At 39.1% G+C, this 890-nt stretch carries 2 protein-coding genes; both read left to right on the top strand.

The features are described 5' to 3' along the window. Positions 1–110 (top strand): IS3 family transposase (locus DPV95_RS10350; protein ID WP_133253133.1); only part of this gene is annotated, 110 nt, incomplete at its 5' end. A gap of 122 nt (positions 111–232) precedes the next feature. Further along, positions 233–890 (top strand): POTRA domain-containing protein (locus tag DPV95_RS10345; protein WP_133253136.1); only part of this gene is annotated, 658 nt, incomplete at its 3' end.

The following is an 890-nucleotide window of genomic DNA, read 5'->3' as shown; positions in this document are numbered from 1 at the left end:
AATTACAGGCTGACATTGAAGAATATTTAGTGTATTACAACCAAAAACGAATTAAACTAGCTTTCAAAGGATTGAGCCCAGTGCAATACCGAGCTCAATATTTAAGTTAACTACCTGTCCAACTTTTGGGGGCAGATCACTTTTTGTATTGAAAATATAAGATTTGTATAGTTTTTAAACAACTTTTGATATCATATTGCAAATTTATCAATAACTTAATCTCTGAAATATAATGAAAAACTTATCTCGCTCTTTTCTTTCTAGTTTATTATTTATTTCCTCTTTCGCGTTGGCGGCGCCAAGCTCACCAAATGCAAATGTAGAAAAACAAATCGATGCCAAACAACAGAAGCAACAAGCTGAACAAGATGCGGCTATTTTAGCCCAGCAAACGCAATCCGCGAATGTGCGTTTAGAGGGTGAAAAAGAAGCCTCTCGTGGCTTTCCACAAAATGAAGCACAATGTTTTCCTATCAATCAATTGGTGCTGACTGATTATCAAGCTGAAGAAGAAAATTCATCAGCCTCTTCTCTTAAATTAATCCAACCAAGCCAATTCTCTTGGGCATTAAAGTCAGTTTATGCTGAGCGTGATTTTGCGCTGCCGGCTTGCATTGGCTCGGAGGGGATTAATGTCTTACTTCGCCGTATTCAAAATCGTTTAATTGATTTTGGTTATGTCACGACCCGCGTGGTGGTGGAGCCGCAGGATTTACGTTCAGGTATGCTCGTACTTACCGTGATTCCAGGTAAAGTAGGTCGCATTCAATTACAAGACCAAAGTGCGATTCCGTTTGCCACCCGTGGTACCTTATGGTTTGCCATGCCAATGGCGCAGGGGGATATATTAAATATTCGCAATATTGAACAAGGTTTAGAAAACTTAAAAC

It is taken from the genome of Haemophilus parainfluenzae (genome assembly GCF_003252755.1).
Taxonomy (GTDB): Bacteria; Pseudomonadota; Gammaproteobacteria; order Enterobacterales; family Pasteurellaceae; genus Haemophilus_D; species Haemophilus_D parainfluenzae_N.
This window is presented reverse-complemented; position numbering and strand designations above follow the sequence as displayed.